A 6,312-nucleotide genomic window follows, 5' to 3' on the forward strand; every position below is an offset into this window, starting at 1 on the left:
GGGGGCAGCGAGGCGGCGCTGGCGCGCCGCCTCGTGCCCTCGCGCTGGCGCGCGAGCAATGCACCACTGGCCGCTGGCGCGGCCTAAAGTTTCGTAAGTGGTTGCGCAGCGTGTCTCGCTCCGCTAGCGCGGATCGAAACCCGCTGAGTTCGAGGGTTTCAAGTTACAGGGAACAACTATCGTCGCGCTTCGCGCTCACCACGACACAGGTGCCGACGGGGCCTGGCGGCCCAGGTCGGAACTCGTACCGCACCGAACGCAGAACCCGAGAAACTACGCCCTGACGATCAGGGTTCGGGCGACCGCGGAACCGTCACCCTCCGGCCCTGAGGAAGCCCGTAGAATCCTCAGAACCCCTGCCCTGCAGCGGCATCCCACCACCCGGGCCCCACCGGCCTCCAAGGCCGCCGAGGGGCACCGCCGGCTAGCGTCGCGAACCCCCCTGGCCGGAACCGGATAAAGGGGAAAACAACAGCGGAAACATTCCCTTCCCCTCCCCGGTACACCGCGCCGCAACGCATCCCGCCCCCCCAGCGGCCGACCGCCGCCCCCTCCCACCGATCAGGAGAACCCGACCATGACCACAACCACCTCCACCGCCTCGGTTACCGCCGCCGCCGCCGACACGACCCTCCTGCGGATCATCGACGCCGCCACCCGCACCCAACGTCGTCCCCCTGCTCATGGGCCACCCCGGCGTCGGCAAGTCCTCGCTGGCCAACACCCTGGCCACCGCCGCAGGCGGGCACTGCGAAACCGTCCTCGGCTCGCTGCGCGAGACCAGCAACTTCAACGGCCTACCCGCGACCCCCCACCCCCGCGGCGCTCGCGAGCACCGCGGGCCAGCCACAACGCCCACACGACCAATAGAGGCCAGGCTAGGAGGTCACGGGGTTCGCGGTGTTTCGCGTGGCGCACGAGTGCAAAGTCCTGTCGGCGAATCCGCTGGAACTGCTGAACCGGGGGGGCAAGCGCCGCATCGACGTGGTCCGGACCTTCCCTAACGCCAAGGCGCTGCTGCGGTTTCTGTCAAGGGCCAACGGGGGTCAGCACCGAGGACGATTCCCCGGCGACAGCTTCGATCCTGGACGGTGAACTCCGCGCCCGGACGTACGGCGACGCCCCACCCGATGTGCGGGGGTGGGACGTCACCGAAGAACTGCGCGTCAGTGGGCGAAGCTCAGCAAGACTCCGAGGCTCATGACCGCGACCATGAGCCCGACCTCGCCCACCGCGAGCCGCATGAACGCCTTGCGCTCGTTGCGCCGCAACCGGGGCATCGTCCTGGTCCGGTGCCGGTACCCCGCGGCCAGCAGGACCAGCGTGCCGACCACCTTCGCCACGACGAGCCCCAGGTACGTTTCCGGTACACCCTGCCCGGGCGGCCGGAGCGGCCACCACGAACCGATCGTCGCCCAGGCCATCAGAACGCCGCTAAGCGTGACCACCAGCGCAGCCACCAGCGCGAGCAGGGAGTAGGCGTCCACGGCCCGGGTCAGCGAGTCCAACCTCCGCTGTTCGCAGGGTCCCCATCCGCCGACGTTTCCGTCGGTCGTCGAGGGCGGCAGCGTTCCCGCCCGGTCCACCAGAACGAGGACGACGACGAGTCCGATCAGGCCCCCCGTCCACAGCAGCGCGCCGAGCACGTGCGCGGCGTCGCCGAGGGCGGCGCTGGGCGGCAGCAGATGCCCCTTCTGCGGGTAGACCAAGATGAACGGCAAGGTACCGATCGCCACGACGGCCATGGCCAGGAAGCGCGACACCCCCCGCGTATCGGGCGTGCGAAGGGCCAGGACCAGCAACAGCAGCGTCAGTACGACGTGGGCGGTGTGCAGAGCCCCCTCCCCGCTGCCCAGCAGGAACGTGCCGGCCCCGGTGACGTCGCGCCAGATCGGGGCCTTCACCGCGTCCTGGTAGCGCAGGAGGAGTTCGGCCGTCGCGCTGAGCGACCACACGATGGTGGCGCAGGTGGCCCACCGCATCACGACCTGCGGACCCCGCGGGCCCAACACCTCCCGGTCCTCCTGCGGCAGCAACCACAAGACCAGGAACAGACCGACAGCCACGACCGCCCCGATGCGAGCACCCAGACGGGCCACCGGCAGCCAGACCGAGTCCGCGTCGTGGTGGCCCCACCACAGCAGCAACCCCAGGACCAGCAGGGCGATCAGGACCACCGTCGCGATGAGCCGAGCCCTAGAGGGCCCAACCGCTTCGGTGGACGCCGGGTAGGGGGTGGTGGTCTCGTCGGAGGAGTCGAATGCAGGCCGGACCTCGTCATCCAGGGCCGGGAGACTCGTCGTCACCGGGTCCGGGGTCGGGTCCGGCGTCGGGACGTGGTGGATCGAGACGGAGTTCGTGTCACTGGTCATCGGCCGGCCTCTCGTTCGGGGAACTCGGCGGTTCGTCGGCGGAGCGGGTCAGGGTGAGTTCGGCGTCCGCGGGCTCCGGATCGCTGGGAAAGATCACCGAGCGCACCATCCGCAGGGCCCCGGGCCCAGCCAAGAGCGCGACGATCGAGAGTGCCCCGAAGAGGAGCAACAAGAAGCTCATCCCGGTTCCCGGCGCCGCGTCGGTGCTGCTCGTGGGAAGCGCCGCAGCCCCGGCGGGACCGGCAGGGCCCACCGCGAGGGCGAGCGTCAGAGCGGCGGTAGCTGAACGTCCACGTCTGATCCGGAGCTTCAGGTTCTGGGGTTCCTGGCGAGCGAGTTCGGTGGTCATCATCCACTCCCTCCGTCGGGGCGAGGGTTCGCCCGTGTGGGTGATCCTCACTATCCGCGATAGTCCGGCACGAGACCTAACGCCATGTGACGGATTCTCGGCCTCGACCTCTTGCCCTCGGTTACAGATGTGGTCATCCTGGAAGAGACGGAGAGGATCCAACGATGATCTGTACGGTCGGCACCTGCGGCGGCGAAACGCGAGTCACCACCACCCGTGCCCGGTACAGCAAGGAAGAAGGTGCCTCAGTCGTCCGCTACCGCGAGTGCCAACGCTGCGAACGCACCGTCCGAACGATCGAGTACGTGGACGTAGCCGAAGACGACGTCGCGAACGTCCTCCGCCCACACCGCGAACCCGAAGCGTTCAAGGAGTCCAAGGTGCGCGACGGGATCGTGGCAGCCTTGGACAAGAGCATCGGCGAAGTTCCACAGTCCGTCGTGGACCGCATCGTCCGGGGAGTGGTGCACCAGGCCCAACCCCGTCGCGGCCGTACGGTGACGACCCACGAGATCGGCACGATCGTGCTCGAGGAACTCAAGCGCGACACGATCATCTTCGCCGTCAACCGCATCCGCTTCGCCATCGGATTTCTGCGGTTGACCAGAATGAGCGACCTCGGCGACTGGTTGCAGGATCCCGCAAACTGGCCCAGCCACGATCCCAACCCGCTAGAACACGCGACGTCCGGCGAAGTCACGGTGCGCAAAAGAGGCCGCTTCGAGCCCGTGCCGTGGGACCAGGGCAAACTGGAGCGCAGCATCCAGATCGCGGCCCGTTCCTTCCACCCGGACAAGAAAGTGGTGGAGGACTTCGCCCGCCGGATCGCCACCGAGGTACGTGGCTCGCTGCACGGACACTCGCTGGTCCTCACCGAACAGATCAGTTCGGAGGTCATGCGCACGCTGCGCGCACAGGGCGCGAAGGTTCCCTACCTGCGCTACGCCACCGCAGTGAAGCGGATGCGTAACTGGGGCGAATTTTGGGACGAGTTCCAGGACCTCCAACGTGACGACGTCCCGGAGTGGACGGCAATCCGCCCTCGATGACCCGCGTCCGACCCGGCGAGGTCGAACGTCGGCACCCCAGCTCGGCGTCCTCACGCGCTCACGATCACGTCCCCGAGGGCAGTCGGTCACCCCCTCGCCAGCAGCCCTGGGCGCAGTCAGACGCGCCGTCGAGAGAGCAGTCCTCGTCGATCTCCAGGTACCGCGCCTGCCCCTCGGGTGATCTGACTTAGAGATGACGCCGCCGGTCAGCGTGCGCGGCACAGACGTCACGACCATCCCGCGGTGCGCGTCCGCACGGTCATCCCGTGTTGTGCGCGGTCCCGAGCTGCCGGCGACGTCGCGGTCGTGTCGACGATCGCGCGGTGCGTGCGGTCATGGCCGAGCCGTTGCCACAGGGTCAGCGAACGAGCAGCCGAAGAGCGAACGAACCAGCGGAGCGCGGCCTCGACAGCGGCACCCCGACCGCAGACCCATCAACCGGCGGACTCGTCCAGCAGTCTCAGCGTGTGAGCCGCCTCCTCACGGGCGCGACGCAGTGCGGGGTCGTCCAGCAGCTGCTCCACCGGCGCACGTTGATCGATCGCAGCAGTGATCGAATCCAGGCGTCGCAAGCTGGCGCCCAGGTCGTCGTTGAAGCCGACGTCGCCCCTGTCCAGAGCGTCCGTGAGCCCACTGTCATCGAAGACGGAGGCCAAGCACTCGACCAGCGACGACATGACGTCATCACCAGCTGAGTTGGTCCACACCCGACGCTGGAAGGCTTCATCGCTGAGTTCGAGCAGTCCCTCCCGGAGCACTCCGATGTCCACTCTCAGCATGGACTCACCGTGCCTTGTGTCCGTGGCGGCCGCTTGAACGGCAATCGGCTCGTCACGGTGCTCCATCTCGCTCAGCGGCCGAAACGTACGGTCATTCCACGGTGCGCGCGCTGTCGCCCGCGCCCGACGACTTCGCGGTCGTGGCGATGTCCGGGTGGAAGCCGTTCAGCAGGAATTACCCACATATCCCCGCGGTGCGCGCAGCGCACGGTCATCCCGCTCTCCGGACCGTTGCCAGAGGCCGGCGACGTCTCGGGCATGGCGAGAAGCGGACGATGCCTCAAGTACCTGAAGAAGCACGACCTCACGCTGCGCCGCAGCGACGCTCACTGGCGCTGAGTCGCCTGGATATGCGCGAAGTAGATCCCGTAAGTGCCGCGATCGGTGAAGACCGCATCGCCGAGCTCGATCGGGGAGGTGAGGTAGGCCGTCCACACCACGCGCCCGCGGGCCTCGACGTCGCTCGTCGACGCACCGCCAGCGCACCAGGGATGGGAGGTGAGCATCCATCCGAGGGCGAAGAGCACCTCGACATCGCCCGGGTGAGCCGCCAGCAAGTGCTCGCAGGTTGGCAGGAAGAAGCCCTCTTCCACCGCTTGGGAGCTGGATAAATCGGATAGCCCCGTCAGAAACTGCGGTTCGGAGCAGGAGTACCAGTCCAAGAACGCCAAGCGCAGCGCTGTCTCACGATCACGCTCGCCCGCCCGCCACCGTCCAGCCAGCTGAGCCCGAGCCGGGGCGAGGGTCTTGCTGGCACCTGCGGTGTAGCGCGCTTCCAGCGCGGTGATCTCCTCCAACGTTGCGCAGCGGCTCACGATCCCCATCCTCGCTGCAGACAGCCTCGCTGGTCGTCCCCGCCGGATTGCCGGACGCCCCGACCACCGACGTCACCACCTGCTCAACCCGGCAGAAGCAGCCATCGACTCTCGACCGCACGGTAATCCCGCGTTGCGGTCGTTCGCTCAGTCGACCGCAGCGAACAGCAGGCTGTCCTCACGGCGGCCGCGGATGAGCATGTGGGAACGCAGTAGCCCCTCCTGCTGCATCCCAATCTTGGTCAGCACCCGCTGCGAGGCCACATTGCCCGGGCGGCACGTCGCCTCCACCCGCTTCAGCCCCAGCTCCTCACGAGCGAAGCGCAGCACAGCGGCGGCGGCCTCGGTGGCGTAGCCCTGGCTCCAGTGAGCCCGGGTCAGGACGTAGCCCATCACTCCCCGCTGGTGCTCACGGCTGGTGACCGTCACCGAGCACGCCCCCACCACGTCCCTGGTACCCGCACCCGCACCCGCACCCGCACCCGCACCCGCACCCGCACCCGCGATGGTTACCGCCCAAGTCATCGAGTCAGGCTGCTCAGCAGCGGAGGCAGCGAGCATCTCCTCGATAAAGGCCCGCGACTGAGTCGAGGTATTCGGTCCCCAGTCGGTGTAGCGGCACACCTCCGGGTCGCCGGCATATGCATGCACCGCCTCGACGTCGTCGGGGGCGAAGTTCCTCAGCAGCAGCCGCTCCGTCGTCAGCTCCAGCACCTGCCGACACTAAAAGAACGCCCGGACCGAACGTACGGTCATCCCGCGGTACGCGCGCAGCGCAGAGTCATCTCGCGAGTCGCGCGTGGTCAGCTTTCGCTGCCTCGCCGGCGACGGACGATACGGGTCACGCCACGGGCGATCGGATCCGTGACCCAGCTCATCACCAAGTGACTGTTTCAGATGTGGGTCCATGTCGGGCATGCTGGTGCGGTGGCTGGTGATCGCAAGGCG

At 68.0% G+C, this 6,312-nt stretch carries 7 protein-coding genes; 2 read left to right on the forward strand and 5 right to left on the reverse strand.

Going from position 1 to position 6,312, the window contains the following annotated elements; genetic code table 11:
- Positions 1–900 precede the first annotated feature (900 nt).
- On the forward strand, positions 901–1,095 hold the full coding sequence (locus ACFQ46_RS20530; protein ID WP_380261563.1) for a transposase: 195 nt from the start codon (positions 901–903) through the stop codon (positions 1,093–1,095).
- Between the two features lie 71 nt (positions 1,096–1,166).
- Here the strand turns inward: ACFQ46_RS20530 and ACFQ46_RS20535 are convergent, their stop codons facing one another.
- Together ACFQ46_RS20535 and ACFQ46_RS20540 are read right to left on the reverse strand one after the other, a co-directional pair.
- Positions 1,167–2,372: a CopD family protein gene (locus ACFQ46_RS20535; RefSeq protein ID WP_380261565.1), complete on the reverse strand. Its 1,206-nt coding sequence runs from the start codon at positions 2,370–2,372 to the stop codon at positions 1,167–1,169.
- Entirely contained in the window at positions 2,362–2,721 is a 360-nt protein-coding gene (locus ACFQ46_RS20540; RefSeq protein WP_380261567.1) for a hypothetical protein, read from the reverse strand. Before ACFQ46_RS20540 ends, ACFQ46_RS20535 begins: the two co-directional genes overlap by 11 nt.
- A gap of 164 nt (positions 2,722–2,885) precedes the next feature.
- On the opposite strand from ACFQ46_RS20540, the gene ACFQ46_RS20545 reads away from it, so the two are divergent.
- Entirely contained in the window at positions 2,886–3,770 is an 885-nt protein-coding gene (locus ACFQ46_RS20545) for an ATP cone domain-containing protein (RefSeq protein ID WP_380261569.1), read from the forward strand.
- Positions 3,771–4,204: 434 nt separating this feature from the next.
- Here the strand turns inward: ACFQ46_RS20545 and ACFQ46_RS20550 are convergent, their stop codons facing one another.
- The 3 genes from ACFQ46_RS20550 to ACFQ46_RS20560 form a co-directional block, all read right to left on the reverse strand.
- Complete coding sequence (locus ACFQ46_RS20550) at positions 4,205–4,549, reverse strand: hypothetical protein (RefSeq protein WP_380261571.1); 345 nt, start codon at positions 4,547–4,549, stop codon at positions 4,205–4,207.
- Positions 4,550–4,875: 326 nt separating this feature from the next.
- A complete protein-coding gene (locus tag ACFQ46_RS20555) occupies positions 4,876–5,364 on the reverse strand; it encodes a hypothetical protein (protein ID WP_380261573.1) in 489 nt (162 codons plus the stop codon).
- A gap of 147 nt (positions 5,365–5,511) precedes the next feature.
- Complete coding sequence (locus tag ACFQ46_RS20560; RefSeq protein ID WP_380261575.1) at positions 5,512–6,078, reverse strand: GNAT family N-acetyltransferase; 567 nt, start codon at positions 6,076–6,078, stop codon at positions 5,512–5,514.
- Positions 6,079–6,312 lie beyond the last annotated feature (234 nt).

The sequence above is a fragment of the Kineococcus sp. GCM10028916 genome, assembly GCF_042674865.1.
Classification (GTDB): Bacteria; Actinomycetota; Actinomycetes; order Actinomycetales; family Kineococcaceae; genus Kineococcus.

Coding starts and splice junctions, on each gene's coding strand:
- ACFQ46_RS20535 (WP_380261565.1), bottom strand. CDS start 2,372: ATGACCAGTGACACGAACTCCGTCTCGATCCACCACGTCCCGACGCCG.
- ACFQ46_RS20540 (WP_380261567.1), bottom strand. CDS start 2,721: ATGACCACCGAACTCGCTCGCCAGGAACCCCAGAACCTGAAGCTCCGG.
- ACFQ46_RS20545 (WP_380261569.1), top strand. CDS start 2,886: ATGATCTGTACGGTCGGCACCTGCGGCGGCGAAACGCGAGTCACCACC.
- ACFQ46_RS20550 (WP_380261571.1), bottom strand. CDS start 4,549: ATGCTGAGAGTGGACATCGGAGTGCTCCGGGAGGGACTGCTCGAACTC.